Annotated in this window: 29 protein-coding genes; 27 read left to right on the forward strand and 2 right to left on the reverse strand. The window is 66.6% G+C overall.

Translation table 11 applies throughout. The features are described from left to right. The first annotated feature begins 36 nt into the window (after window positions 1-36). From CSW57_RS20930 to CSW57_RS20965, 8 genes are all read left to right on the forward strand, one after another. A complete protein-coding gene (locus tag CSW57_RS20930) occupies window positions 37-1,344 on the forward strand; it encodes an adenosylmethionine--8-amino-7-oxononanoate transaminase (RefSeq protein WP_099384364.1) in 1,308 nt (435 codons plus the stop codon). A 14-nt stretch (window positions 1,345-1,358) separates the two neighbouring features. Then, on the forward strand, window positions 1,359-2,522 hold the full coding sequence (locus CSW57_RS20935; RefSeq protein ID WP_099384365.1) for an 8-amino-7-oxononanoate synthase: 1,164 nt from the start codon (window positions 1,359-1,361) through the stop codon (window positions 2,520-2,522). A gap of 3 nt (window positions 2,523-2,525) precedes the next feature. After that, the gene (bioD, locus tag CSW57_RS20940) at window positions 2,526-3,215 is read left to right on the forward strand and encodes a dethiobiotin synthase (protein ID WP_099384366.1); all 690 of its coding nucleotides are present in this window, start codon (window positions 2,526-2,528) and stop codon (window positions 3,213-3,215) included. Window positions 3,216-3,275: 60 nt separating this feature from the next. Then, window positions 3,276-4,289 (forward strand): biotin synthase BioB, encoded by a 1,014-nt coding sequence (gene bioB / locus CSW57_RS20945; protein WP_189339343.1) that lies wholly within the window; start codon window positions 3,276-3,278, stop codon window positions 4,287-4,289. Between the two features lie 29 nt (window positions 4,290-4,318). Further along, window positions 4,319-4,555, forward strand: coding sequence for a biotin synthase auxiliary protein BsaP (bsaP, locus tag CSW57_RS20950; protein WP_030172909.1), 237 nt, complete (start codon window positions 4,319-4,321; stop codon window positions 4,553-4,555). A 65-nt stretch (window positions 4,556-4,620) separates the two neighbouring features. Then, on the forward strand, window positions 4,621-5,148 hold the full coding sequence (locus CSW57_RS20955; RefSeq protein ID WP_189339344.1) for a DUF2567 domain-containing protein: 528 nt from the start codon (window positions 4,621-4,623) through the stop codon (window positions 5,146-5,148). Between the two features lie 49 nt (window positions 5,149-5,197). Continuing rightward, the gene (locus CSW57_RS20960) at window positions 5,198-6,688 is read left to right on the forward strand and encodes an MFS transporter (RefSeq protein WP_099384369.1); all 1,491 of its coding nucleotides are present in this window, start codon (window positions 5,198-5,200) and stop codon (window positions 6,686-6,688) included. Next, window positions 6,688-7,113 carry a MarR family winged helix-turn-helix transcriptional regulator gene (locus CSW57_RS20965; protein WP_189339345.1) on the forward strand — a complete coding sequence of 142 codons (426 nt, stop codon included), beginning with the start codon at window positions 6,688-6,690 and terminating at the stop codon, window positions 7,111-7,113. The genes CSW57_RS20960 and CSW57_RS20965 overlap by 1 nt, the downstream gene beginning before the upstream one ends. 16 nt (window positions 7,114-7,129) lie before the next feature. On the opposite strand, the gene CSW57_RS20970 is transcribed toward CSW57_RS20965, so the two are convergent. Next, window positions 7,130-7,825, reverse strand: coding sequence for an NUDIX hydrolase (locus tag CSW57_RS20970; RefSeq protein ID WP_099384681.1), 696 nt, complete (start codon window positions 7,823-7,825; stop codon window positions 7,130-7,132). A gap of 192 nt (window positions 7,826-8,017) precedes the next feature. Between CSW57_RS20970 and nadA the strand changes: the two genes are divergently transcribed. From nadA to CSW57_RS20985, 3 genes are all read left to right on the forward strand, one after another. Next, on the forward strand, window positions 8,018-9,037 hold the full coding sequence (gene nadA, locus CSW57_RS20975) for a quinolinate synthase NadA (protein ID WP_023960993.1): 1,020 nt from the start codon (window positions 8,018-8,020) through the stop codon (window positions 9,035-9,037). Further along, entirely contained in the window at window positions 9,034-9,903 is an 870-nt protein-coding gene (gene nadC, locus CSW57_RS20980; RefSeq protein ID WP_099384371.1) for a carboxylating nicotinate-nucleotide diphosphorylase, read from the forward strand. Before nadA ends, nadC begins: the two co-directional genes overlap by 4 nt. A 208-nt stretch (window positions 9,904-10,111) precedes the next feature. Then, window positions 10,112-11,125, forward strand: coding sequence for an NAD(P)-dependent alcohol dehydrogenase (locus CSW57_RS20985; RefSeq protein WP_189339385.1), 1,014 nt, complete (start codon window positions 10,112-10,114; stop codon window positions 11,123-11,125). A 12-nt stretch (window positions 11,126-11,137) separates the two neighbouring features. On the opposite strand, the gene CSW57_RS20990 is transcribed toward CSW57_RS20985, so the two are convergent. Next, window positions 11,138-11,554: a phage holin family protein gene (locus CSW57_RS20990; protein WP_099384373.1), complete on the reverse strand. Its 417-nt coding sequence runs from the start codon at window positions 11,552-11,554 to the stop codon at window positions 11,138-11,140. A gap of 110 nt (window positions 11,555-11,664) precedes the next feature. Between CSW57_RS20990 and hisD the strand changes: the two genes are divergently transcribed. From hisD to lgt, 16 genes are all read left to right on the forward strand, one after another. Continuing rightward, window positions 11,665-13,011, forward strand: a complete 1,347-nt coding sequence (gene hisD, locus CSW57_RS20995) for a histidinol dehydrogenase (RefSeq protein WP_099384374.1) — start codon at window positions 11,665-11,667, stop codon at window positions 13,009-13,011. After that, on the forward strand, window positions 13,008-14,138 hold the full coding sequence (locus CSW57_RS21000; protein ID WP_099384375.1) for a histidinol-phosphate transaminase: 1,131 nt from the start codon (window positions 13,008-13,010) through the stop codon (window positions 14,136-14,138). The genes hisD and CSW57_RS21000 overlap by 4 nt, the downstream gene beginning before the upstream one ends. Further along, a complete protein-coding gene (gene hisB, locus CSW57_RS21005; protein WP_099384376.1) occupies window positions 14,135-14,755 on the forward strand; it encodes an imidazoleglycerol-phosphate dehydratase HisB in 621 nt (206 codons plus the stop codon). The genes CSW57_RS21000 and hisB overlap by 4 nt, the downstream gene beginning before the upstream one ends. Further along, window positions 14,752-15,411 carry an imidazole glycerol phosphate synthase subunit HisH gene (gene hisH, locus CSW57_RS21010; RefSeq protein WP_223249377.1) on the forward strand — a complete coding sequence of 220 codons (660 nt, stop codon included), beginning with the start codon at window positions 14,752-14,754 and terminating at the stop codon, window positions 15,409-15,411. Before hisB ends, hisH begins: the two co-directional genes overlap by 4 nt. A 37-nt stretch (window positions 15,412-15,448) precedes the next feature. Then, complete coding sequence (locus CSW57_RS21015; protein WP_023960977.1) at window positions 15,449-15,703, forward strand: hypothetical protein; 255 nt, start codon at window positions 15,449-15,451, stop codon at window positions 15,701-15,703. A gap of 8 nt (window positions 15,704-15,711) precedes the next feature. Further along, the gene (priA, locus tag CSW57_RS21020) at window positions 15,712-16,452 is read left to right on the forward strand and encodes a bifunctional 1-(5-phosphoribosyl)-5-((5-phosphoribosylamino)methylideneamino)imidazole-4-carboxamide isomerase/phosphoribosylanthranilate isomerase PriA (protein WP_099384377.1); all 741 of its coding nucleotides are present in this window, start codon (window positions 15,712-15,714) and stop codon (window positions 16,450-16,452) included. A gap of 13 nt (window positions 16,453-16,465) precedes the next feature. Then, window positions 16,466-17,326, forward strand: coding sequence for an inositol monophosphatase family protein (locus CSW57_RS21025; protein WP_099384378.1), 861 nt, complete (start codon window positions 16,466-16,468; stop codon window positions 17,324-17,326). Further along, a complete protein-coding gene (gene hisF, locus CSW57_RS21030; protein WP_099384379.1) occupies window positions 17,323-18,096 on the forward strand; it encodes an imidazole glycerol phosphate synthase subunit HisF in 774 nt (257 codons plus the stop codon). The genes CSW57_RS21025 and hisF overlap by 4 nt, the downstream gene beginning before the upstream one ends. 31 nt (window positions 18,097-18,127) lie before the next feature. Continuing rightward, entirely contained in the window at window positions 18,128-18,475 is a 348-nt protein-coding gene (gene hisI, locus CSW57_RS21035) for a phosphoribosyl-AMP cyclohydrolase (RefSeq protein ID WP_099384380.1), read from the forward strand. 73 nt (window positions 18,476-18,548) lie between these two features. Next, window positions 18,549-18,731, forward strand: a complete 183-nt coding sequence (locus CSW57_RS21040) for a tautomerase family protein (RefSeq protein ID WP_099384381.1) — start codon at window positions 18,549-18,551, stop codon at window positions 18,729-18,731. Between the two features lie 33 nt (window positions 18,732-18,764). Further along, window positions 18,765-20,333, forward strand: coding sequence for an anthranilate synthase component I (locus tag CSW57_RS21045; RefSeq protein ID WP_370624002.1), 1,569 nt, complete (start codon window positions 18,765-18,767; stop codon window positions 20,331-20,333). Further along, window positions 20,330-21,112 (forward strand): Trp biosynthesis-associated membrane protein, encoded by a 783-nt coding sequence (locus CSW57_RS21050; RefSeq protein WP_099384382.1) that lies wholly within the window; start codon window positions 20,330-20,332, stop codon window positions 21,110-21,112. The genes CSW57_RS21045 and CSW57_RS21050 overlap by 4 nt, the downstream gene beginning before the upstream one ends. Window positions 21,113-21,253: 141 nt before the next feature. After that, entirely contained in the window at window positions 21,254-22,072 is an 819-nt protein-coding gene (trpC, locus tag CSW57_RS21055; RefSeq protein ID WP_030172965.1) for an indole-3-glycerol phosphate synthase TrpC, read from the forward strand. Window positions 22,073-22,086: 14 nt separating this feature from the next. Further along, complete coding sequence (gene trpB / locus CSW57_RS21060) at window positions 22,087-23,376, forward strand: tryptophan synthase subunit beta (RefSeq protein WP_099384383.1); 1,290 nt, start codon at window positions 22,087-22,089, stop codon at window positions 23,374-23,376. Further along, window positions 23,369-24,208, forward strand: a complete 840-nt coding sequence (gene trpA / locus CSW57_RS21065; RefSeq protein WP_099384683.1) for a tryptophan synthase subunit alpha — start codon at window positions 23,369-23,371, stop codon at window positions 24,206-24,208. Before trpB ends, trpA begins: the two co-directional genes overlap by 8 nt. Then, entirely contained in the window at window positions 24,205-25,698 is a 1,494-nt protein-coding gene (gene lgt / locus CSW57_RS24735) for a prolipoprotein diacylglyceryl transferase (protein ID WP_223249378.1), read from the forward strand. Before trpA ends, lgt begins: the two co-directional genes overlap by 4 nt. Window positions 25,699-25,701 lie beyond the last annotated feature (3 nt).

Below are 25,701 nucleotides of genomic sequence, written 5' to 3' on the forward strand. Positions count from 1 at the left end.
CCCACATTGCCCGAATCTCAGATCAATCGGCCTCCCATGGCGGAAGAACAGATCACCCGGGTCGACTCGGAGATGATCTGGCATCCGTACGGGACCATGCCCCATCCGGACCCCGTTCCCCGCGTCGTCCGATCTGCGTCGGGTGTCCGCCTGACCTTTGCGGACGGGACCACGGTCGTCGACGGTATGAGTTCGTGGTGGGCCGCGATCCACGGCTACCGGAACCCGGTGCTCGACGCTGCGGCACGCACCCAGCTCGACTCGATGGCGCATGTGATGTTCGGTGGCCTCACCCACGAACCTGCAGCCAGGCTCGCCGAGCTGCTCGTGGAGATAACCCCCGATCCGTTGCAGACCGTGTTCTTCTGCGACTCCGGGTCGGTGTCGGTCGAGGTCGCGGTCAAGATGGCCCTGCAGTACTGGCGGGCCCGGGGTGAAGCCGGCCGCACCCGCCTGCTGACGTGGCGCGGCGGCTACCACGGCGACACGTTCACCCCCATGAGCGTCTGTGACCCCGACGGCGGGATGCACTCGCTGTGGACCGACGTGCTCGCCAGTCAGGTGTTCGCATCGGCGCCGCCGTCCGAGTTCAGCGTGGAGTACGTCACAGAGCTCGAAGACCTCGTGTCCGAGCATCGTGGTGAACTCGCCGCCGTGATCGTCGAACCGGTGGTCCAAGGTGCCGGCGGGATGCGATTTCACGATCCCCGTTATCTCGGCGAACTGCGCCGGATCTGTGATGAGCAGGGAGTGCTCCTCATCTTCGACGAGATCGCCACGGGGTTCGGCCGGACCGGAGAGTTGTTCGCCGCCGACCATGCCGGCGTGTCCCCGGACATCATGTGCATCGGCAAAGCGCTCACCGGTGGCTATCTGTCCATGGCAGCAGCGTTGTGTACCCGCGACATCGCCGACACGATCTCGAGGTCCGATGTCGGGGTGCTGGCACACGGGCCCACATTCATGGCGAACCCGCTCACGTGTGCGGTGGCCGTGGCATCCACCGAACTGCTACTCGCGTCCGGGTGGCGCGATCGGGTCGCCCACATCGCCGATCGACTACGGGAAGGACTCGGCCCTCTCGCCGACCTCCCTGGCGTCCGTGACGTCCGGGTGCAGGGCGCGATCGGGGTGGTGCAACTCGATGACCCCGTCGACATGGCTGCGGCGACGAACGCCGCGGTGTCGGCGGGGGTGTGGCTACGGCCGTTCCGCGACAACATCTACACGATGCCTCCGTATGTGTGTACCGACGAGGACCTGGACGTTCTGATCGGCGGGGTGTCGGCTGCGGTCCGTGCCTGCACGACTCAACCCTCGCCCGCCGCAGCCGAAGCGCTGTGAGACTCTGTTCGTCAGTGAAACCACTTGCCCCGACCGACAGAAGCACCGATTCGGACAGCGCCCTGGACTGGCTGGCCGAGGCTGCCGACGTCCGTGAGGTCGCGGGGTTGCACCGCACGTTGGTGCCTCGCGCGGCCGATAACGCGCTGATCAATCTGGCGTCCAACGACTATCTCGGTCTCTCCTGCGATCCCCGGGTCCTGGCCGGCGCACACGCGGCGCTCGACACCTGGGGTGCGGGCTCCACGTCGTCGCGCCTGGTCACCGGCACCACGTCCCTGCACGAGGCGCTGGAGAGGGATCTGGCCGAGTTCCTCGGTTACCCGGCGGCGCTGGTCTTCTCGTCGGGCTATCTCGGCAACGTTGGCGCGGTGGCCGCTCTGATGGGCCGGGGAGACGTGATCATCAGCGACGGTGGCGCCCACGCATCGCTGATCGATGGCTGCCGGCTCTCACGCGCACGAGTGGTGGTGGTCGATCGTGGCGACCACGAGGCCGTCAGGCGCGAGCTTGCCGAACGCAGCGAACAGCGGGCCATGATCGTCACCGATTCGGTCTACTCGATCGACGGTCAGATCGCGCCGGTTGCCGAGTTGTACGCCGCGGCCCGCGAGCACGGAGCGATTCTGTTGGTGGACGAGGCGCATGCGTTGGGCGTCCGTGGCTCCGGCGGGCGCGGCGTGCTGGACGAGGTGGGTCTGGCCGGCGCCCCTGATCTGGTGACCACCACAGTGCTCTCGAAATCCCTTGGCGCACAAGGGGGAGTGGTGCTCGGTACAGAGGCGGTCCGCGACCACCTCATCGACCGGGCCCGTAGCTTCATCTTCGACACCGGGCTGGCGCCGGCCGCGGCGGGAGCCGCCCAGGCCGCCCTCGCGGTGCTCCGCGACGAACCGGGTCTGTCCGAACGGGTACGGGCGAACGCGGCACTGCTGGCGCACTTGTGTGGCGGCGAACCGCCAGAGGCCGCGGTCGTCTCCATCATTGTGGGCGATCCGGCGCAGGCTCTGCTGGCGGCGCAACGGTGTCGCGAACAGGGCGTGCTGGTCGGGTGTTTCCGGCCGCCGTCGGTACCGCCTGGAACTTCTCGCCTGCGTCTCACCGTGCGCGCCGACCTCACCGACGACGACATCCGCACGGTGGCCGGCGCGGTGACCTCCGTGCTGAACGGACTCTGACCCGTGAATCTGGTCATCACCGGTACGTCCACCGAAGTGGGCAAGACCATCACCACTGCAGCCCTCGCCGCGGCGGTGATGGCTCGTGGCCTCGACGTCGCCGTGTGCAAACCCGCCCAGACCGGGGTCGGTCCGGACGATCCCGGCGACATCGATGAAGTCGTGCGTCTCGCCGGGGTCAGGACAACGGCGGAAGGTGCCCGTTTCCGCGATCCACTGGCCCCCGAGCGTGCGGCTCGGAACGAAGACGCCCAGCCGGTCCAGTTGTCCGACATCGTCGCGGCAGTGGACGGTCTGGCCGGGTCCGATCTCGTCCTCGTGGAGGGCGCCGGCGGTGTGCTGGTCCGGCTGGCTGCCGATCTGACCATCCTCGACGTCGCCGCGGCCATCGGTGCGCGTGTACTCGTGGTCGCTGCACCGGGACTGGGGAGTCTGAACCACACCGAGCTCACCGTCCGCGCGATCACCGGGGCGGGACTCGAGTGTGCCGGGGTGGTGATCGGGTCCTGGCCCGTCGAGCCGGATCTTGCCGAACGGTCCAATCTCGAGGACTTGCCGCAGGTCACCGGCGTGCCCATCGTCGGGAAAGTGCCCGCAGGGGCGGGTACTTTAGACCGCCAGGCCTTCGTGTCGCAGGCAGTTGGATGGTTCGATCGCGATTGGCTGACTGCCATGTGTCCCACCCCAAACTGACCGTCCACGGTGATAGGGCACACTGAGACCGCAATACTCATGACAAGAGGGAGGCCCCACGTGACCCAGGCACCAGTACGCACAGACATTCTTGACGTCGCGCGCGAGCAGGTGTTGGAACGCGGTGAAGGGCTCGACAAAGAGCAGACACTGCAGATCCTGCAGCTGCCCGACGAGAAACTGACCGATCTCCTGCAGCTCGCGCACGACGTGCGGATGAAGCACTGCGGGCCGGAGGTCGAGGTCGAAGGAATCATCTCGCTCAAGACCGGCGGTTGCCCCGAGGACTGCCATTTCTGCTCGCAGTCCGGCTTGTTCGCATCACCGGTGCGCAGCGCGTGGATCGACATCCCTGCTCTCGTGGAGGCTGCCAAGCAGACCGCCAAGTCCGGCGCCACCGAGTTTTGCATCGTTGCGGCGGTACGTGGTCCGGACAAGCGCCTGATGACGCAGGTTGCTGCCGGCATCGAAGCGATCCGCGCCGAGGTCGACATCCAGATCGCCTGCAGCCTGGGCATGTTGACGCAGGAACAGGTCGACGAGCTCAAGGCGATGGGTGTACACCGCTACAACCACAACCTGGAGACCGCGCGTTCGCACTTCCCGAACGTGGTCACCACCCACACCTGGGAAGAGCGGTGGGGCACCCTGCGAATGATCCGCGATGCCGGCATGGAGGTCTGCTGCGGCGGCATCCTGGGCATGGGCGAGACGCTTGAGCAGCGCGCCGAGTTCGCAGCGGATCTGGCCTCGCTCGATCCCGACGAGGTTCCGCTCAACTTCCTCAACCCGCGTCCGGGCACCCCGTTCGGTGACCTGGAGGTGCTGCCGGCGGCAGAGGCGCTCAAAGCTGTGGCCGCCTTCCGCCTGGCGCTGCCGCGCACCATCCTGCGGTTCGCCGGTGGCCGGGAGATCACGCTCGGTGACCTCGGCGCCAAGCAGGGCATCCTCGGCGGGATCAACGCGGTCATCGTCGGTAACTACCTGACCACCCTCGGTCGTCCGGCCGAGACCGATCTGGATCTGCTCGAAGAGCTGCAGATGCCGATCAAGGCCCTCAACGACTCGATCTGACAGTTCGCATCTCAAGGAACGCTCCGACGATGACCGACATCCCCGCGCCGCTGGCCGCGCCTCTCACCTTCGGGGTGTACACGGGCGTGCGGTTGGAGCTCGAGCACCCGGACTCGGTGCCCAAGGCCGCGCAGTTGGGTCTGGAACCACCGCGTTACTGCGGGCAGTGTGGGCGCCGGATGGTCGTTCAGGTCCGTCCTGACGGATGGTCCGCGCGCTGTTCACGACACGGCACGGTCGACTCGGTGGAGCTGGCACAGCGTTGACCGGTTCGCGCCGGGCGTTGTCGCCTTCTGCATCGGCGTCCGCGCTGGTCGTGGCGGGGATTGTGTTGGTCGCTAGTGCATGGGGAGTGATCTGGGGCCTGCTCACCCCGGGCATCGACGGTCGGGTGATCGAATCGGACAGGGCGGTGGCCATCGGCGACGCCGGCACCGAGTTCTCCGCCCTGGCGATCTTCTTCTGTGTGGCACTGGCCGCCGGTGTGGTGCTGGCCGTGGTGCTCTGGGCATCTCCGTCACTCCGTGGTCCCTTGGGCGTGGTGGTGTTGACCCTGTCGACGATCACCGCCGGCGTCGGGGCGGTATGGGTGGGCGATGCCATTGCCCGACTGCGCTTTTCGGGTCGAGATGGGGCGGCGGTCGGGCAGGAGTTCACCCAGCCGCCCAGCCTGCGCATCGTCGGTGCCCAGCTCGACATCTCCGGAGGAGTCGGGTTCTCGTGGGCCCTGCTGGTGATCGCGCCTCTGACCGCGCTGGTCACCACCATCTTGTTGGTCGCCCTCGAGCGCGGCGAACCTCGTGAGTCGGCAACCGGCGACGATGCTCCCGTCGAAGCGAGTGTGTCGCACCGAGAGTGATCTGCTGCCAGCACTTGCGTAGAAACAGTTGTAGTTTCACAATAGTTGCGTGACCAAACCAGTCGAGGATCTCAGCCGCAATCGCAAGGTGGCGATTCTCGCGACCTGCTGTCTCAGCCTGCTGATCGTCTCGATGGACGCGACCATCGTCAACGTCGCGATCCCGTCGATCAGGAGTGACTTCAACGCCACGCCCACCGAATTGCAGTGGGTGATCGATGTCTACACGCTGGTGTTGGCCAGTTTGCTGATGCTCGCCGGAACCACCGCGGACCGATTCGGGCGGCGGCGGGTGTTCCAGATCGGCCTGACGTTGTTCGCTCTGGGTTCGCTTCTGTGCAGCCTGGCACCCAGCGTCGAGGTCCTCATCGCCGCCAGATTCCTCCAGGCGGTGGGCGGTTCGATGCTCAACCCGGTCGCCATGTCCATCATCACCCAGACGTTCTCCGGCCGGGTCGAACGTGCTCGGGCGGTTGGCGTCTGGGGTGCGGTGGTCGGGGTCTCGATGGCGCTCGGCCCGATCGTGGGCGGCGTGCTCATCGATCTGTTCAGTTGGCAGTCGGTGTTCCTGATCAACCTGCCGATCTGCCTGATCGCGGTGATTGCCACCATTGTTGTTGTGCCCGAATCGAAGTCGCAACGCGTTCGCGGACTCGACCCCATCGGACAGGGCCTGGCGATCACGTTCATGGCTGGTGTGGTCATCGGGTTGATCGAGGGGCCCGGCATGGGCTGGACCGATTGGCGGACGACCGGGATCTTTGTGGTGGCGATCGTCGCATTCGGCGGTTTCTGTGCCTACGAACTGCGCCGGACCGACCCGTTCATCGAACTACGGTTCTTCCGCAGCATCCCGTTCTCGGCGGCCACCGTCACCGGCATCTGCGCCTTTGCCGCCTATGGCGCGTTCCTGTTCATGATGTCGATCTACCTGCAGGGAATCCGCGGCTACTCCCCGGTCGAGACGGGTCTGATGTTCCTGCCGATCGCGATCGGCACCATCATCTGCTCGCCGATGTCCGGACGCCTGGTGGGTCGCTATGGAACGCGCCCATCCCTGGTGTTCGCGGGTGTGATGCTCGCATTGGCATCGAGCCTGCTCACCCAACTGGGATCGAATACCCCCAACTGGCAGATGCTCATCGTGTTCGGCATGTTCGGGGTCGGTTTCGGAACGGTGAACGCGCCGATCACCACGGCTGCCGTCAGCGGGATGCCACGCGAACGCGCAGGTGCCGCGTCGGCGATCGCATCGACGAGCCGCCAACTCGGGATCAGCGTGGGAGTGGCGCTGTCGGGGACCATTGCCGGATCAGTGATCGCGGCCGGGCCCGAGTCGCCGGTGTCCGTGTCCGCGATGGCTCCGCTGTGGTGGGTGACGGCGGGACTCGCCCTCACCATCGCGGCATTGGGGATCTTCTCCACCACCGAGGCGTCGGCGCGCACCACGTCACGGGTTGCCGACCTGTTCGCCGAGTCGGACGAAAAGCCGATCGACCAGCCGACGCATCACGCACCCACCGGCGGCAGGAGTCGGTGATGGGGGATCTGCGTGACGAGGTGTGGCGCACGATGACGTCGTTGGTGCACAGCAACCGCGAGACGTGGCGTCGCGCGGTGATCGATCAAACGGGGTTGCCGTTCAGTAGATTTCGGATCCTGAGCCGGCTCGACGGCGGTCCGCTCACCATGAAGCAGCTGGCGTCGGCGGCCACGGTGGATGCACCTGCCGCCACGGTGGCCGTGACAGAGCTGGAGCAGCGGGGACTGGTGGACCGTCGAACGGACCCGGCCAACCGGCGCAGCAAGTTGGTGTCGCTGACCGAGGCGGGGCAGGAGATGCTCGACGCGGCACGAGCGGTCGAGGATCCGGCGCCTTCTCCTTTCGACACGCTCAGCGACGACGAGGTCGCTTCCCTCGCGGTTCTCCTGACGAAATTGGCCGAACACACGCGGACCGGGTGAGCGCCTTCGCGGCGGGTCAGGGCGGCGGGCGAAGCGTCGCGAACTCGTCGGTGATGCGCAGTTGTTTGTCGGCAAAACGATAGAGCGCCGGTGGCCGCCCACCCGATGGTCCGGTCCGCCCGACTGTTCCGGTTGCGGTGATCACGCCGCGGCGGGACAAGATGCGCAGCAGATTGGTCGAGTCCACCGGGTAGCCGAGGGCAGCGCAGTAGATGTCGCTCAGTGCCGACATCGAGAACTCGGCGGGCGCGAGTGCGAACGCGATGTTGGTGTACGACAACTTGGCAGCCAGTCTCGACCGTGCCCGTTCGACGATCTGGCTGTGGTCGAAGCTGATCTCCGGTAGTCGTGAGACCGGGTGCCACCGGGTGTCGGGTGGCAGATTGGGCTGTGAGTCGGACGGCACCATGCCGAGATATGAGGACGCGATGACGCGCGGCCCGGGCATCCTGGCGGGGTCGGAGAACACCGACAGTTGCTCGAGGTGGGCGACTTCGCGCACGTCGACCTTCTCGGCCAACTGCCGTAGCGCCGAGGTCCTGAGGTCTTCGTCGGCGCGAAGGCCGCCGCCGGGCAGCGACCACGATCCGGCCTGCGGGTCGAACGCCCGCTGCCACAACAGGACCGAGAGCTGGGGAGCGTCGCATTCACGCGATTCGCGCACCTGGAACACGGCGCAGAGCACTTCATGAAAGACGCTCGGCGCAGGCATGGCTGCGAGTGTAGTGGGTGTGTGGCGCACTGTTTGACCACGTCGACGGGGTTGCGGATGCGGCCTTTCGGCGGCTCGCGGCAGGCGGGTGCTACGATCGGGTCGAGGTTTTCGATCTACAGTCGAAAACCCCAGCCCAGTATCCCAGGCCGGCCACCGTAGGTCGGCTCCACGAACAGGAGGTGGTTGGACATGACCACCACGGAACTCCCGATCGGCTCTACCGCACCTCTCTACACCGGAGTCGACCCCACGCCCGAATGGTTCGCCGAGATCAAGCGCCTGGCCAAGGCACGCAACGCGACCTTGCTGGCCCACAACTATCAGTTGCCTGCCATCCAGGACGTCGCCGACCACGTGGGCGACTCCCTTGCGCTGTCGCGCATCGCGGCCGAGGCCGAGACCGACGAGATCATCTTCTGTGGCGTGCACTTCATGGCGGAGACGGCCAAGATCCTCAGCCCCGACAAGCGGGTGCTCATCCCGGACGAGCGGGCCGGATGTTCGCTCGCGGACTCCATCACCGCCGAGGACCTGCGGGCCTGGAAGGCCGACTACCCGGATGCGGTGGTCGTCTCCTACGTCAATACGACGGCAGAAGTGAAGGGTCTCACCGACATCTGCTGCACGTCGTCGAACGCCGTCGATGTGGTCAACTCCATCGACCCCGACCGTGAGGTGCTCTTCCTTCCCGACCAGTTCCTGGGAGCCCACGTCAAGCGGGTGACCGGCCGCACGAACATGCAGATCTGGGCCGGCGAGTGCCACGTGCATGCCGGTATCAACGGTGATGAGCTGACGGAGAAGTCCCGGACCCACCCGGACGCCGAGTTGTACGTGCACCCCGAATGTGGTTGCGCCACTTCGGCTCTCTACCTCGCGGGCGAGGGCTTCGTGCCGGCGGACAAGGTCAAGATCCTCTCCACCGGTGGGATGCTCGACGCCGCCCGCGCCACCGGTGCAACCCAGGTGCTGGTGGCCACCGAGGTCGGCATGCTGCACCAGCTGCGCAAGGCTGCCCCGGACGTCGACTTCCAGGCAGTCAACGACCGCGCGTCCTGCCCTTACATGAAGATGATCACCCCGGCCGCGCTGCTGCGTTGCCTCACCGAGGGCAAGGACGAGGTGCACGTCGACGCCGCCACGGCCGAGCGCGCCCGGCTGAGCGTGCAGCGGATGATCGAGATCGGCAATCCGGGGTCGGGGGAGTGACGGCGGGCAACCCTGCCGGCACCGCTGAGGTCGCTGCACTGATCGCGACCGCACTGGACGAGGATCTGCGCTACGGACCCGACGTCACCACGGCCGCAACGGTTCCCGAGGGAGCAGTTGCGACCGTGGCCCTCGGCAGCCGGCAATCCGGTGTACTCGCCGGCCTCGACGTTGCACTACAGGTGTTCGATGCGGTGATCGGCACCGGCGCATACGAGGTGCTCGACCGCCTCGAGGACGGCGCGGTGGTCGAACCGGGCACGGTCGTCGCGACATTGCGGGGCCCGGTCGGCGGACTACTTGTCGCCGAACGCACCGCGTTGAACCTGCTCTGTCATCTGTCGGGGATCGCCACCGCCACCGCGCAGTGGGTCGCCGAGCTCGACGGCACCGGCGCCAAGGTCCGTGACTCCCGAAAGACGTTGCCGGGCATGCGATTGCTCCAGAAGTACGCGGTGCGGTGTGGCGGGGGCGAGAACCACCGCATGGGGTTGGGCGACGCTGCACTGATCAAGGACAACCACGTGGCCGCTGCGGGTTCTGTCACGGCCGCCCTGCAGGCGGTGCGTGCCGCGTCCCCGGACCTGCCGTGTGAGGTCGAGGTGGACTCGCTCGAACAGCTCGACGAAGCGCTGGGGCTGGAGGCGGAGCTGGTTCTGCTGGACAACTTCCCGTTGTGGCAGACCCAGATGGCGGTGCAGCGCAGGAACTCGCGGTCGCCGAAGACAAAACTCGAGTCCTCGGGTGGTCTGAGTCTTGATGTCGCCGAGGACTACGCCCGAACCGGTGTCGACTACCTCGCTGTCGGAGCGTTGACCCACTCGGTGATCGCACTCGACCTCGGGTTCGATTGGGTCGGCGACTAGTTCCCGCAAAGGCCGGACTTGCGTCCGTCCGCAGGTTCTGGAACTCCTGCACGTGAACGCAAGGCCTGAGCTCGCGCTGACTCGGCGCACGGGGCCGGGGACATATGCGCCTGTACGATTCAATACGGCGCTCGACGCCATTCATCGAACCACCCACGCCACTCCCCTGGAGGTAGAACACGTGCCGACCGTCAACGCCTACGCCGCGATGTCCGCGACGGAAGAGCTGGTCCCCACCACCATCGACACTCGTGAGGTGGGTCCGCACGATGTTCGCATCGTGGTTGCGTACGCCGGCATCTGCCACTCGGACATCCACACCGCTCGCAACGAATGGGGAAACACCGCATACCCCGTCGTTCCCGGTCACGAGATCGCGGGAACCGTGTCGGAGATCGGTTCCGAGGTGACGAAGTACCAGGTCGGCGACCGGGTGGGCGTCGGGTGTTTTGTCGATTCATGCCGTGAGTGCGAGGCCTGCGTCCTCGGCCAGGAGCAGTACTGCAGGCGCGGGATGGTCGGCACCTACAACTCGACCGGTCGCAACGGCGAGCCGACCACCGGTGGATACGCCCAGGAAGTGGTGGTCGACGCGAATTACGTGCTCCGCATCCCCGACTCCTTGGGGCTCGATGTGGCAGCTCCGCTGTTGTGCGCCGGGATCACCACCTACTCACCGTTGCGGCACTGGGGTGCGGGGCCGGGCAAGCGGGTCGCGATCATCGGGCTCGGGGGACTGGGTCACATGGGCGTCAAGATCGCTGCGGCCATGGGCGCCGAGGTGAGTGTGATCTCGCAATCCCTCAAGAAGATGGAAGACGGATTGCGGCTCGGCGCGCAGCACTATTACGCCACCGACGACCCGGCAACGTTCAAGCAGCTGCGCGGAAAGTTCGATCTCATCATCAACACGGTGTCGGTCAACTTCGACATCAACAAGTACATGGGCATGCTCGCGCTCGACGGCACGCTCGTAGAACTCGGGCTGCCAGAGAAGCCGATCTCGGTCCGGGCGATGTCCTTGACCGCGAACCGGCGTTCACTGGCCGGCTCGATGATCGGCGGCATCGCCGAGACCCAGGAGATGTTGGACTTCTGCGCCGAGCACGATCTCGGTTCGGAAATCGAGGTCATCCCCGCACAGCAGATCAACGAGGCCTACGAGCGGGTGATCGCTTCCGACGTCCGCTATCGGTTTGTCATCGACAACTCGACGCTGTGACACCGCCGGTCGTCATCTGAACGTCTGACGCGCCTGTCTGCGGTCCCTTGATCTGCGATCGGGAACAAGCGCGCCGAGCAGGAAGTTGACGATCGAGATGATCACCGACCCCCACACTGCGGTCCAGAACCCGTCGATGCTGAGCCCGAACTCGGTGGAGTCGGTGATCCACGCGGTCAGCAGCAACATCAAAGCGTTGATGACCAGCGTGAACAAGCCCAGTGTGACGATCAGCAGGGGGATCGACAGCAATTTCACCACCGGCTTGATCGCGGTGTTCACCACGGTGAACACCAGCGCGATGAACAGGACGATCAGGACCTGTGCGGACGTGTCGCGGCCGTCGGTGGCGATGGAGATGCCGGTGACGAGCGCCCCGGCCATCCAGATCGCAATGGCGTTGATCAGCAGGCGGACGACGAAGACCATGTGCTGATCCTAGGGCCGCCGGTGAAAACGGCTGGCCGCACCGCATATCCTTGAACCCGGATCCATAGCGCACTGTGGATCGCCGACCCACCCGTCAGGAGTATTCGCCGATGCTTGCCCGCACCGACCTACGCGGTGCCCGTGCCACCACTGCTCAACTGCGCCGGGCGATGCCGCGCGGCGCGACCGACGTCGACGCAGTCCTCGGACAGGTCAAGCCGGTGATCGACGCGATCCGAGATCGCGGGTCCGAAGCGGCCCTGGAGTACGGGAAGAAGTTCGACGGCGTCGCACCCGACACCGTGCGGGTCCCGACCGAGCTGATCGACCAGGCCCTGGCCGCCATCGACCCGGACGTCCGCGCCGCACTCACCGAATCCATCGACCGGGCTCGCAAGGTGCACGCCGACCAGCGCCGCACCGATGTGACAACTGAGGTCAGTCCAGGTGGAACGGTGACCGAGCGCTGGATACCGGTGAGCCGCGTGGGTCTGTACGTGCCCGGCGGCAACGCCGTGTACCCGTCCAGCGTCGTGATGAACGTGGTGCCTGCCCAAGAAGCCGGCGTCGACACCCTGGTCGTCAGTTCCCCGCCTCAGGCACAGTTCGGCGGCAGGCCACACCCGACCATCTTGGCGGCATGCGCGCTCCTCGGGGTCACCGAGGTGTGGGCGGTGGGCGGCGCGCAGGCGGTTGCACTGCTCACCTACGGCGGCACCGACACCGATGGCACCGACCTCGAGCCGGTCGACCTCATCACCGGCCCCGGCAACATCTATGTCACCGCCGCAAAACGGTTGTGCCGCAGCGTTGTCGGGATCGACTCGGAAGCAGGCCCCACCGAGATCGCGATCCTCGCGGACGATTCGGCGAACCCGGTCAATGTGGCCGCCGATCTCATCAGTCAGGCCGAGCACGATGTGATGGCTGCGTCCGTCCTGGTCACCGACAGCACGACTTTGGCCGATTCCGTGGACGCTGAACTCGAAGTACAGATCGAGCGCACCACACACAGCGAACGGGTACGCACCGCTCTGGGCGGATCGCAATCAGGTGTGATCCTCGTCGACGACATCGAACAGGGGCTGCGGGTCGTCAACGCCTACGCGGCCGAACACCTCGAGATTCAGACCCGAGACGCCAAAGGTGTTGCGGCGCAGGTGCACAGTGCCGGCGCCATCTTCGTCGGCGACTTCTCGCCGGTCAGTCTGGGTGACTACTGCGCAGGTTCCAATCACGTGCTGCCCACGTCGGGGTCGGCCAGGCACAGTTCGGGACTGTCGGTACAGACGTTCCTGCGTGGGGTCCACGTCATCGACTACGACGAGGCCGCGCTCAAAGAGGTCTCCGGGCATGTGCAGACACTTGCGCGTGCCGAGGATCTGCCCGCCCACGGCGAGGCTGTCCGACTGCGGTTCGCCGGCACGGTGGACAGTACCGGCGGCGAGCAGCGGTGAGCGCTCCCAGCAGCCGCATCGGGTTGGACGACCTTCCGCTCCGCGAATCGCTGAGGGGTCAATCACCCTACGGCGCACCGCAACTGGAAGTCCCATATCGGCTCAACACCAACGAGAACCCGCACCCACCGTCGCAGGCATTGGTCGACGACCTGGCAGAGTCAGTGCGTGCAGCGGCAAGTCAGTTGCACCGCTACCCCGATCGCGATGCCGTCGCCCTGCGCACGGATCTGGCCGCATACCTCACCACCCGGACCGGCATTCGGCTCGGTGTCGAGAACCTGTGGGCAGCAAACGGATCCAATGAAGTGCTGCAGCAGTTGTTGCAGGCCTTCGGCGGACCGGGACGAACGGCACTGGGATTCGTACCCTCGTACTCGATGCATCCGATCATCTCCACGGGTATCGACACCACCTGGATCGAGGCCAAGCGCAGCGCCGACTTCTCGTTCGACCTCGACGTGGCACTGGCCGCGATCGAGGAACTGCGGCCCGACGTGGTGTTCCTGACGTCGCCGAACAATCCGACGGGTGGCTCGATACCGCTGGACGAGATGCGGGCAGTCGCGGCGGCGGCACCCGGCATCGTCATCGTCGACGAGGCCTACGCGGAGTTCTCCGCGGCGCCGAGCGCTGTGGCGCTCATCGAGGAGTTCCCGGCCACGGTTGTTGTCAGCCGAACCATGAGCAAGGCGTTCGCGTTCGCCGGAGGGCGGCTCGGTTACCTGGCCGCCGACCCGGCGATGATCGACGCCCTGCTGCTGGTCCGTCTGCCGTATCACCTCTCGGTGATCACGCAGGCTGCCGCGCGCGCGGCACTGCGGCACGCCGACGACACCCTCGCGGGAGTCGCGGCCATCGTCGCCGAGCGCGAACGGGTCACCGCCGGACTGACCGACCTCGGCTTCCACGTGGTCGACTCCGACGCCAACTTCATCCTGTTCGGCGACTTCTCCGATGCCACAGCCAGCTGGCAGCACTACCTCGACGGCGGTGTGCTGATCCGGGACATGCACATCGCCGGGCATCTGCGTGCGACCATCGGCCTGCCCGCCGAAAACGACGCACTGCTGGCACGCAGTGCCGAACTGGCCGGCTCCGACCTCGTAGGAGGACAACAACAATGACATCCCAGGCTCGCGTCGCTCGGATCGAGCGCACCACCCGCGAATCAGCCATCACCGTCGAGATCAACCTCGACGGCACCGGCAACACCGAGATCTCCACGGGAGTGGCCTTCTACGACCACATGCTCACCGCGTTCGGGGCACACGGCAGTTTCGACCTGACCGTCGCCGCGAAGGGCGACGTGGAGATCGAGGCGCATCACACCGTCGAGGACACCGCAATCGTGCTCGGCCAGGCGATTCGACAGGCGCTGGGAGACAAGTCGGGTATTCGTCGCTTCGGCGACGCATGGATCCCCATGGACGAGACACTCGCGCAGGCGATCGTCGACGTCTCGGGCCGGCCCTACTGCGTGTTCACCGGAGAACCCGACCACCTTCTCACCAGCACGATCGGTGGAAATCCGGGTGTGCCGTACCACACGGTCATCAACAAGCACGTGTTCGAATCCCTCGCGATGAACGCACAGATCGCACTCCATGTCCGCACGCTGTACGGTCGCGACCCCCACCACATCACCGAGGCGCAGTTCAAGGCAGTGGCACGCGCTCTGCGGGCTGCGGTGGAACCAGACCCACGGGTGACCGGGGTTCCCTCGACGAAAGGTGCGCTGTGAGCAACACCGAGAGCGGCACCGAAGGCCGCACAGTCGCCATCCTCGACTACGGATCAGGCAATCTGCGCTCGGCGCAGCGAGCGCTCGAGCGCACCGGTGCCGACGTCACCGTCACCTCGGACGCCCACACGGCCCTGGAGGCCGACGGACTCGTCGTGCCCGGTGTCGGAGCCTTCGCGACATGCATGGAAGGGCTGCGCGAGATCAAAGGCGACCGCATCATCGATGATCGGCTCGCCGGCGGTCGCCCGGTGCTGGGCATCTGCGTCGGGATGCAGATCCTGTTCGAACGGGGCGTCGAGTTCGGTGTCGAGGCCGACGGGTGCGGACAGTGGCCGGGCACGGTCAGCGCGCTCCCGGCACCGGTGCTTCCACACATGGGCTGGAACACCGTTGAGGCCGAACCGGATTCGGTCCTGTTCGAGGGCATGCCCGCCGATGAGCGGTTCTACTTCGTGCACTCCTATGCGGCGCAGACGTGGGAACTGCACTCCGAGGGGCATTTCAAACCCGCCAAGCTCACGTGGTCCGAACACGGTGGTCGATTTCTCGCCGCCGTCGAGAACGGGCCACTGAGTGCGACCCAGTTCCACCCGGAGAAGTCCGGTGACGCCGGAGCCCGGCTCCTGCGCAACTGGGTGCGGTCGTTGAAGTGAGCCCGACCTGCCCGACCGCGATCACCCGCGGACGGCGATGAGCCCGGCGCGCCAGTTCTCTTTTGCCCGGCTCGCCGTGTTCGCGCTCGGCGCCGGCACGGCGGTTCTGGTGCTCTCGGTGCCCGTGGTGATCTGGTTGGCGCAGGTCGCACCCCTGGCCGCCCTGGTCGTCGCGCTGCTGGCATTGGTCGTCGCGGTCGCGGCGATGGGTATTGTGGCCAACCGGATGGTTGATCGGGCAGCCCATGCCGATGACGCCGAGATCGACCCGAAGAACACCGAAAGGGATTGACACACAGCATGAGCTCACGACTTGAACTGCTTCCGGCGGTCGACGTGGCCGATGGCCAGGCGGTCCGGCTGGTGCAGGGCGCCGCAGGCAGCGAGACGTCCTACGGTTCTCCGCGGGAGGCCGCACTGACGTGGCAGCGCGACGGTGCCGAGTGGGTGCATCTGGTGGACCTCGACGCGGCGTTCGGCCGGGGCAGCAACCGCGAGTTGTTGGCCGAGGTGATCGGTGAGCTGGACGTGAAGGTCGAACTGTCGGGCGGCATCCGCGACGACGATTCCCTCAGGGCGGCGCTCGCCACCGGCTGTGCGCGAGTGAACCTCGGCACCGCTGCACTGGAGAACCCCGAGTGGTGCTCGCGCGCGATCGCCGAACACGGTGACCGGATCGCGGTGGGCCTGGACGTCCAGTTCGTTGACGGCTCGTACCGGCTGCGCGGACGGGGATGGGTGTCCGACGGCGGCGACCTGTGGGAGGTCCTGACCCGGCTCGAGCGCGACGGCTGTAGCCGCTACGTTGTCACCGACGTGACCAAGGACGGCACCCTCACCGGGCCCAATCTCGACCTGCTGCGCGAGGTCACGTCGAAGACCGACGCGCCCGTCGTGGCCTCAGGTGGGGTGTCGACTCTCGACGACCTCGCCGCGATCGCTGGACTGGTCGACGGTGGCGTCGAAGGGGCCATCGTGGGCAAGGCGCTCTATGCCGGGCGGTTCACCCTGGTGGAGGCGCTTGCGGCGGTGTCGTCATGAACGTCGCACCCGCATGACCGCCACCGACGTCCCCGATTTCCCGGCCGACCTCGATCCGAACCGCCTGCTGGCCACCGCGGCCGACGTGCTCGACTCGGTCACCGCCCGCTTTCGCGATGGCCTGGGTGCACCCAGCGCGATCACCAAGGGGCACACCGACTTTGCCACCGAGTTCGATCTCGAGCTGGAACGGATCATCTCGGCGGAACTGCAGGAACGCACCGGGATCGGTGTGCACGGCGAGGAGTACGGCGGACCCGACCTCACCGAAGGCACCGTCTGGGTGGTCGATCCGATCGACGGCACGTTCAACTACTCGGCCGGGGTGCCGGTGGCCGGGATCCTGCTGGCACTGCTCCACAACGGACTGCCGGTGCTGGGACTCACCTGGCTCCCGCTCTCGGATCTGAAGTACGCCGGGTTCGTGGGTGGCGGTCTCACCTGCAACGGCAAGCTGCTCGATCCGCTGCCGACCCTGCGGCTCGACGAAGCAATGCTGGCGTTCGGTGCGTTCAACCTCGACAGCCGCGGGCGCTACCCGGGATCCTTCCGGGTGGAGTTGCTCGGCGAACTCAGCAGACGGACCGCTCGACTGCGTCTGTTCGGCAGCACCGGCTTCGACCTGGCCCTGACCGCCGGCGGCCAGATCAACGGCGCGATCAGCTTCGGCCACCACGCCTGGGACAACGCGGCGGGGGCCGCGCTGGTGCTCGCTGCGGGTGGCCAGATCAGTGACCTCGCGGGCGACCCGTGGACGGTCGACTCGCCGTCCATCCTGGCCGCCGCGCCAGGGGTGCACGGAGAACTGGTCGAGCTCATCTCGCAGCTCGGCGATCCACGTGCATTCGAGGTTCCGAAGGAGAAATACCGATGACGGTCGCCGTACGGGTCATCCCGTGTCTGGACGTCGATGCCGGCCGTGTGGTCAAAGGGGTCAACTTCCAGAACCTGCGCGACGCCGGCGACCCTGTGGAACTGGCCGCCGCATACGACGCGGACGGGGCCGACGAGCTCACCTTCCTCGACGTCACCGCCTCCAGTGGAAACCGCGGCACCATGCTCGACGTGGTCAAGCGCACCGCCGATCAGGTGTTCATCCCGCTCACCGTCGGCGGAGGTGTCCGCACGGTCGCCGACGTGGACAGACTGCTGCGGGCCGGTGCGGACAAGGTGGGTGTGAACACCGCCGCCATCGCCAACCCCGATGTGCTCGGCGAGATGAGCCGGCACTTCGGGTCGCAGTGCATCGTCCTGTCCGTCGACGCCCGCACTGTGCCTGACGGCGAGTCACCGACCCCATCGGGGTGGGAGGTCACCACCCACGGAGGCCGTAAGGGCACCGGGATCGACGCGGTCGAATGGGCCAGACGCGGCCAGGACCTCGGGATTGGGGAGATCCTGCTGAACTCGATGGACGCGGACGGCACCAAGAACGGTTTCGATCTCGACATGATCACCGCGGTCCGAGCAGCGGTACAGGTCCCGGTGATCGCCAGCGGTGGAGCGGGCGCGCTGGAACATTTTGTGCCTGCGGTGCGTTGCGGGGCAGACGCGGTGCTGGCCGCTTCGGTGTTCCATTTCGGCCAGCTCACCATCGGCCAGGTCAAGGACGCGATGCGGGCCGAGTCCATCCCGGTTCGCTAGCGCGCGGCCCGTTTCAACCCCAGGAGTTCCCATGTCGCTCGACCAGGAGACAGCCGGCAAGCTCAAACGCAATGCCGACGGTCTGATCTGCGCGGTGGTGCAAGAAGCCGGGACCGGCGATGTCTTGATGGTCGCGTGGATGGATGACGACGCACTCGAACGAACCCTGACCACCCGCGAGGCCACGTACTTCTCCAGATCACGCGGCACCCAGTGGATCAAGGGTGCCACCAGTGGCCACACCCAGAAGGTTCTCGAGGTGCGCTTGGACTGTGACGGTGACACCGTGCTGCTCACGGTCGAGCAGACCGGCGGGGCATGCCATACCGGCGACCACAGTTGTTTCGACGCGGACGTTCTCTTCACCTCCATCTCGTGAGCGGGTCCCGTCAGAACCCACAGCGACCGCACAATCCCAGCGACGCAGAACCCAGCGAAACAGTGAGGCCGACATGCCGTTGATCCAGATCTCTCAGACCCCGGGGCTCAGCGACCGGGTCAAACGCGAGACCATTGCCGCGGTCACCGAGGCCTACGCCCGCGCGACCGGAAAGAACCCTGATTCCGTGTGGGTCACGATCACCGAGGTACCACGCACGCAGTGGGGTATCGGTGGGGAACCGCTCGGTCAATAGCGGCGGCCGACCGGGACGAAGTCCGTTGATGAAATGATGGTCGGGATGCCGAACAAGACCACAGCCGCCGCACCTGCCGGGGGTTTCTCAGACACCACCACGCTGGCCGAGTTCCTCGACCTCGCCGCCGACCATCGGGTGGTCCCGGTGACCCGCAAGGTTCTCGCCGACGCGGAGACCCCGCTGTCGACGTACCACAAACTGGCCGGTGACCGGCCCGGGACCTTCTTGCTGGAGTCGGCGGAGAACGGGCGCTCGTGGTCACGATGGTCGTTCATCGGGGCGGGTTCACCGTCCGCGTTGACCTCCGTGGACGGTGAGGCGACGTGGTGGGGGACCAGGCCGGCCGGCGCACCTTCAGGTGGCGACCCACTCGCCGCGCTCGCCGAGGCGTTGAAGATCCTGGCGACGGACCGGCTGCCTGGTTTGCCTCCGCTGACCGGCGGGTTCGTCGGGTTCTTGGCGTACGACGCCGTTCGGCGGCTTGAGCGTCTGCCCGACACCACCGAGAACGATCTGCACCTGCCCGAGATGCTGATGATGCTCGCCACCGACATCGCAGCGGTCGACCACCACGAGGGCACCATCACGCTGATCGCCAACGCGGTCAACTGGGACGGCACCGCCGAACGCGCCGAGCTCGCCTACGCCGATGCGCTCGCCCGGCTCGACACGATGACGGAGGCGCTCGCCGCTCCGGCGCCCTCGACGGTGTCCACTTATCGGCCGGTCGAACCCGAATTCACTGCTCAGCGCACCCGTGAGGAGTACGGCACCATCGTCACCAGCCTCGTGTCGGAGATCGAGGCCGGCGAGGCATTCCAGGTTGTTCCGTCCATGCGTTTCGAGATGCAGACCGATGCCGATCCGATCGACGTGTACCGCGTGCTGCGCACCACGAACCCCAGCCCGTACATGTACCTTCTGCGCATCCCCGGCATCGGACGCCCGGACTTCACCATCGTCGGATCCAGTCCGGAAGCGCTTGTGACCGTAAAAGATTCGGTGGCAACCACTCATCCGATCGCGGGTACCCGCTGGCGCGGGGACACCGAGGCGGACGACCTGCTGCTCGAGAAGGATCTGCTGGCGGACGAGAAGGAGAACTCCGAACACCTGATGCTCGTGGATCTGGGACGCAACGATCTCGGCCGGGTCTGCGAACCAGGGACTGTGCAGGTCAGCGACTACCGGCACATCGAGCGGTACAGCCATGTCATGCACCTGGTGTCCACGGTGTCGGGCCATCTGCGTAATGAGAGCACCGCTCTCGACGCGGTGAACGCGTGCTTTCCGGCGGGGACCCTGACCGGAGCACCCAAGGTGCGCGCGATGGAACTGATCGACGAGCACGAGAAGACTCGGCGTGGTCTGTACGGGGGTGTGGTCGGTTACCTCGACTTCGCCGGCGATGCGGACACCGCCATCGCGATACGCACCGCGGTGATGACCGAGGGGCGGGCCTACGTGCAGGCCGGAGGAGGCGTGGTGGCCGACAGCCAGGCTGACTACGAGTACAACGAGGCGAGCAACAAGGCGCGAGGTGTCCTCAAGGCCATCGCCGCCGCGGAGACGATGTCACGAGTGGGTGGCGACCGATGACCGAACCCGGCGATACGACGAACCCCGGCGAACTGCCGTCCGATGAGGGGATGGCCGGCCCGCGCGGTGGTGGACGTGGCCGGCGGCTCGGCGTGATCGCCGTTCTGCTCGGCGTGGCGGCGGTCGCGTTCTGGGCCGCCTCTCGCATGACGTGGGCCGAACTGATCGCCGCAGACGGAATGGCACCGCCCCGCACGTTCACGGTCAAAGGGTCGGACTGGACGCTGCTGTTGACCCCGCTCGCGATTGTCCTGCTGGCCGGGATCGCTGCGGCCGCTTCCTTGCGTGGGTGGGCGCTGCGGATCGCCGCCGTCATCGTGGCGGCCATTGCCGTGCTCGGGATCCTGCCCGCGATCACCCTTCTCACCGGCGATGACCACACGACCTACGCCGCGAAGGTGATCGACATGCCGGCGCGGTATCAGCCGCTCGAGGTCGACACCTCGGTGCTGCCAGGCATTGTGGTGCTTCTCGGTGCGCTGGCAGCAGTACTCGGGGCCGTGGTCATGCTGCAGACGGCCGCGCTGGATGCCCCCATGTCGTCGAAGTACAAATCGCCTGCGGCACGCCGGGCCGAGCTCGAGGAACAGGTGTTCGCCAAGCGGAAGGCGGACAAGAAGTCGGGGCGAGTCTCCGGCTCGAACGACCCCCAGGAGGGCGGACGCGCCTCGTCCACCGAGGCGGCCGCGGACGGCGCGCCGAACAACGAACGCATGCTTTGGGACGCCCTCGACACAGGCGATGATCCGACCGTCGGTCCGTCCGATCGGCAACCGTGACGCGTCTCACGTACCGGCCCGGTACCCCGAATCCGGACGGTATGGCAGCGCAGCTACCCTTTGTGTACGGAAATCACGAGCAGCTGTGGCCGTTAGCGTGTTGCGCGCAACCTCGCCAGTAGCGTGAGAAAGGGGTTGATCATGAGCACGCAAACCGTCCTTGACTCGATACTTGCCGGGGTGAAAGCAGACGTCGCCGCGCGTGAGTCCGTGATCGACTTCGCGTCCATCAAGGCCGCCTCGGCCAAAGCGCCGGAACCCAAGGACGCCCAGGCCGCATTGCGGGAACCCGGTATCGGCGTCATCGCCGAGGTGAAGCGGGCCAGCCCGTCCAAGGGCGATCTGGCCGACATCATCGATCCGGCCGCACTGGCCACCGCTTACGAGTCCGGCGGCGCCCGGATCATCAGTGTGCTCACCGAGGAACGAAAGTTCCGCGGTTCGCTCGCGGACCTCGACGCGGTTCGTGCTGCGGTGCAGGTGCCCGTCCTCCGCAAAGACTTCATCGTGGGGCCCTACCAGATCCACGAGGCGCGGGCTCATGGCGCCGACGTCATCCTGCTCATCGTCGCCGCGCTCGAACAGAACGTCTTGGCGTCGCTGCTCGACCGCACCGAGTCTCTTGGGATGACGGCGCTGGTGGAGGTCCACACCGAAGAAGAAGCCGACCGGGCCCTACAGGCCGGTGCGTCGGTGGTGGGCGTCAACGCCCGCAATCTCAAAACCCTCGAAGTCGACCGGGACAGCTTTGCTCGCATCGCTCCCGGGCTGCCCACCGAGGTCATCCGGATCGCCGAGTCCGGAGTACGCGGCACCGCCGACCTGCTGGCCTACGCCGGCGCCGGCGCGGATGCCGTGCTGGTCGGGGAGGGGCTGGTCACCTCGGGTGACCCGCGCGCCGCGGTATCCGAACTGGTGACCGCCGGAACCCACCCGTCCTGTCCCAAACCAGTCCGTTAGGCCTTCGCCGCAACATGACGTCTTCGTCCTCATCTGCTTCACCGTCCCAGTCGTTCTCGGATCTGCCCCCGGCCAGTGCCGGGCTCGCCTCCCGGACGTCGTTCGAACCGGATCGCGGCGGGCACTTCGGTGTCTACGGCGGACGGCACGTGCCCGAAGCCTTGATGGCCGTCATCGAGGAAGTGACCGCCGCCTACGAGAAGGTGCGTTCGGACGACGAGTTCCTCGGGGAACTCGACCGGCTCCAGCGCGACTACAGCGGTCGCCCCTCACCGATGTACGAAGCGCGGCGCCTCTCCGAGCTCGCGGGCGGTGCACGTATCTTCCTCAAACGAGAAGACCTGAATCACACGGGTTCTCACAAGATCAACAACGTGCTCGGCCAGGCGTTGCTCGCAAAGAAGATGGGCAAGAACCGCATCATCGCCGAAACCGGTGCCGGCCAACACGGTGTGGCCACCGCGACCGCCTGCGCGATGCTGGGCCAGGAATGCATCATCTACATGGGTCGGGTCGACACCGAACGGCAAGCGCTCAACGTCGCCCGGATGCGACTGCTCGGTGCGTCGGTCGTGGCGGTCGAAACCGGCTCTGCGACTTTGAAAGACGCCATCAACGAGGCGATGCGTGACTGGGTGACCAACGCCCACGACACGTACTACTGCTTCGGTACCGCGGCCGGTCCACACCCGTTCCCGATGATGGTCCGAGACCTGCAACGAGTGGTCGGGCTCGAGGCGCGCCAGCAGATCCAGCAAGCGGCGGGTCGACTGCCTGACGCGGTCGTCGCGTGTGTCGGCGGGGGGTCGAACGCGATCGGCATCTTCCACCCGTTCCTCGAGGACACCGACGTTCGGTTGATCGGTTACGAGGCGGCCGGCGACGGCGTCGACACCGGCCGGCACGCGGCAACGTTCACGGGCGGAACCCCGGGCGCCTTCCAGGGTGCGTACTCCTACCTCCTGCAGGACAGCGACGGTCAGACCACCGAGTCGCACTCCATCTCGGCCGGACTGGACTACCCCGGAGTCGGACCCGAGCACGCACACCTCAAGGACATCGGGCGGGCCGAATACCGACCGATCACCGATACAGAGGCGATGGACGCACTGGCGCTTCTGAGTCGCAAGGAGGGCATCATCCCGGCGATCGAATCGGCGCACGCCGTCGCCGGTGCCCTCAAACTCGGCCAGGAACTCGGTTCCGACTCGATCATCGTGGTCAACCTGTCCGGACGTGGTGACAAAGACGTCGACACCGCCGCCAAGTGGTTCGGACTCTTCGAAGTGGATGGTCATGTCTGAATCCCCGACGGCCCACTCCCGGCTCGGCCCCCTTTTCGCCCGTTGCCGCGAGGAGAAGCGCAGCGCGCTCATCGGGTATCTGCCGGTGGGCTACCCGGACCTTCCGGGGTCGCTGGACGCGATGCGCACCATGGTCGACGCCGGCTGCGACATCATCGAGGTCGGGGTCCCCTACTCCGACCCGGTCATGGACGGACCGACGATCCAGGACGCGGCCGACCAGGCATTGCGGTCGGGCGTGAGGGTCCGGGACGTGTTCTCAGCGGTCGAGGCAATTTCCGACGCGGGCGGCAGTGCAGTGGTGATGACCTACTGGAACCCGGTTCTCCAATACGGGGTCGATGCGTTCGCGCGTGACCTCGCCGGCGCAGGGGGCCTGGGCTTGATCACCCCGAACCTGATCCCTGAGGAAGCAGACAGCTGGATCGCTGCGTCCCACGAGCACCATCTCGACCGCATCTTCTTGGTGGCACCGTCGTCCACCGAGGAGCGGTTGGCCATGACACTCGAGGCCAGCAGCGGCTTCGTCTACGCGGCCTCCACGATGGGCGTCACCGGTGCCCGCGACAGCGTCTCCACCATGGCCCCGGAACTCTGCGCCCGCATCCGTCTGCACTCGGACATCCCGATCGGGGTTGGACTGGGTGTACGCAGCAAGGCGCAGGCCACCGAGATCGCCGGATACGCCGACGGCGTGATCGTCGGATCCGCTCTGGTGAGCGCGTTGGCCGAGGGCGGCGACGCGCTTCGTGCACTGACTGCCGAACTCGCCGAGGGCGTCCGGGCGACGTACGCCGGGCAAGACCCGGTGTCGACCGAGGTTCCTTCGTGACCACTGAGCTGCTGACGTACATCCCCAGCCCGTCGCAGGGTGTCTGGCATCTCGGTCCCTTCCCGCTGAGGGCCTACGCGCTCTGCATCATCGTCGGCATCGTCGTCGCGATCTGGTGGGGCAACCGACGCTGGATCGCACGCGGCGGCCGCGATGGCGAAGTGCTCGACGTGGCAATCTGGGCGGTCCCGTTCGGTCTGATCGGTGGCCGCATCTACCACGTGATCACCGACTGGAACACGTACTTCGGCGACGGTGCGAAAGAGCCGGTCGACGCCTTCAAGATCTGGGACGGCGGACTGGGTATCTGGGGCGCCGTGGCATTCGGTGCCCTCGGCGCATGGATCGGAGCTCGCCGCGCCGGGATCAAGCTTCCGCCCTTCGGCGATGCGATCGCTCCACCGATCTTGCTCGCCCAGGCCATCGGCCGGCTGGGCAACTGGTTCAACCAGGAACTCTACGGAGACCGGACCGATCTACCCTGGGGCCTGAAGATCTACGAGAGGTCGGATTCCTCGGGCTTCACCAGCCCCAACCTCATCGACGGCAAGTCCACCGGCGAGGTCTACGCGATCGTGCAGCCGACGTTCCTCTACGAGCTGCTGTGGAACCTGCTGATCGTGGCCGCGCTGATCATCATCGACCGTCGGTTCCGGATCGGCCACGGGCGACTGTTCGCGCTCTACGTGGCTGGTTACTGCGTCGGGCGCTTTGTCATCGAAACCCTCCGGACAGACCCGGCCACCATGCTGTGGGACATCAGAATCAACCTGTTCACCTCTGCGCTGGTGTTCGTGTGCGCTGCCCTGTATGTGGTCATCGCGCCCAAGGGCAGGGAGACGCCGCACGACATCTATCACCCGGGTGCTGCCCCGGAGGCCGGACCCACCGAGCACCCCGTCGACGGGTACGTCGAAGACGAACGCGAACCGGCGACGGTTGCTGCGGCGGGCACCGCGAAGAACTCCGACGACGATTCGACCCGCACCCGGCGCGTCGACCTCGACAAGCCGGCCGACTCGGCTGGACCGGTTGCCGGGCTCGAGTCGAAGGCGCCGTCGGCAGCGGCCGCCCAGGCAACAACGGACCAAACGCTCGAGGAGACCGCACCGGATGCGACCGGCGTAGCCCAGCCTTCGGATGCCGCGGATACCGAGACGGCGGACAAGCCTGCGACTGCAGGAGCCACCGCCGCAAAGGCCACCGAGCCCACTGGTCAGGAAGCCCCGGCAACGGACAGGTCCGAGCCTGAAACGAAGAACGCGGAGACAGCCGAACCCGGCCAAGCCGATCCCGAGACGGCCGGACCTGAAACGGCCGAGCCCGGCGAGTCGGCAACCGAGGCAGAACTGCCTCCGCCGCCCCCGGACAATCTGCCTCCGGATCCCGACATCGAGACCGCCGGGGACCCGAAGCTCGACAAGGCCGCCACGCCGTACCGGAAGCCCAAGCCAGACACCACAACCGGGGCCGACGAGAGCTCGAGCTGACCC

The organism is Williamsia muralis, from assembly GCF_002735905.1.
In the GTDB taxonomy this organism is placed as follows: domain Bacteria; phylum Actinomycetota; class Actinomycetes; order Mycobacteriales; family Mycobacteriaceae; genus Williamsia; species Williamsia muralis_A.